The 1,355-nt window shown below is 40.4% G+C and carries 1 protein-coding gene; it reads left to right on the top strand.

All coding sequences use genetic code 11. From position 1 onward, the window contains the following. Positions 1-39: 39 nt before the first annotated feature. The coding region (gene dbpA / locus BAZSYMA_RS09405) for an ATP-dependent RNA helicase DbpA (protein WP_143243198.1) at positions 40-1,355 on the top strand (1,316 nt) is incomplete at its 3' end.

The raw sequence follows: 1,355 nt of genomic DNA, 5'->3' as shown, positions 1-1,355 counted from the left end.
CGTAAAATTTAATCCATCGTTTTTATTTTAGGATTTATCGTGAGTTCAACTGATTTCTCTTCATTAAATTTAAAACCTGATTTATTAAAAAATCTTAGTAGTTTGGGTTACGAATCAATGACACCTATTCAAGCACTCAGTTTGCCCGCTATTTTGTCGGGTGAAGATGTTATTGGGCAGGGTAAGACTGGCTCAGGGAAGACAGCGGCTTTTGGTTTGGGTCTGTTACAAAAATTGGATGTTAAGGCTTTCAGAGTGCAATCGATAGTCTTGTGCCCAACGCGTGAGCTGGCAGACCAAGTGGCAAGTGAGCTTCGAAGACTTGCAAGAAGTATTCATAATATCAAAGTTCTCACACTTTGCGGTGGTGCACCTTTTGGTCCACAAATTGGTTCATTAGAACACGGTGCACATATTGTTGTCGGTACACCAGGGCGTATTGAAGAGCATTTGCGTAAAGCCACATTAAAACTTGAATTTGTCACTATACTTATATTGGACGAAGCAGATCGCATGTTAGATATGGGTTTTCAAGATACTATAGATAAAATTATTGAAAAAATCCCTAGTAGTCGCCAAACCTTATTATTTAGTGCGACTTATCCTGATGAGATTGCTGATATCGCCTGTCGTGCACTTAAAAATCCTACGATACTTGAGGCACCTGCTGTCCATGAAGAAGATACGATTAAGCAATATTTTCATCTAACCAATACAGACGATGAGCGTATGAGTGCACTTAGATTGTTACTTGCTAAGCATAAGCCTGAGTCTGCATTGGTATTTTGCAACACCAAAAGTGATACGCAAGATGTGGCAGATGAGTTAGCCCATTATGGATTTTATGCACTTGCCATTCATGGAGATTTGGACCAACGAGAGCGTGATCAAGCGCTTATTCGATTTTCAAATGGCAGTGTTTCTGTGCTGGTGGCGACTGATGTGGCAGCGCGAGGTTTAGATATCAAAGATTTAGATATGGTGATTAATTTTAATATTGCACATGATGCAGAAGTGCATGTACATCGCATTGGCCGTACTGGTAGAGCAGGGAAGCATGGTGTTGCTTGTACGCTTTTTAGCGATAGAGAAACGCACAAATTAGAGACATTAGATATTGATTTATCTAATGTTAATGACCCACTACCAAGTGCTATATATTTAGATAAGCCGATTAAAAAACCGGTGATGACCACGCTAAAAATTGATGGCGGGAAGAAACAAAAACTTCGTCCGGGTGATATTGTTGGTGGGTTGACAGGTAAGGACGGTATTCCAGGGGATAAAATCGGCAAGATTAGTGTCGCTGGTAATTGGTCTTATGTGGCTGTGAGTTCAGAGTTGGTTAAGACAGC

The organism is Bathymodiolus azoricus thioautotrophic gill symbiont, assembly GCF_001298715.1.
Lineage (GTDB): Bacteria > Pseudomonadota > Gammaproteobacteria > PS1 > Pseudothioglobaceae > Thiodubiliella.
Note: the sequence above shows the minus strand (reverse complement) of the source record. Positions and strands in the feature narration are given on the sequence as shown.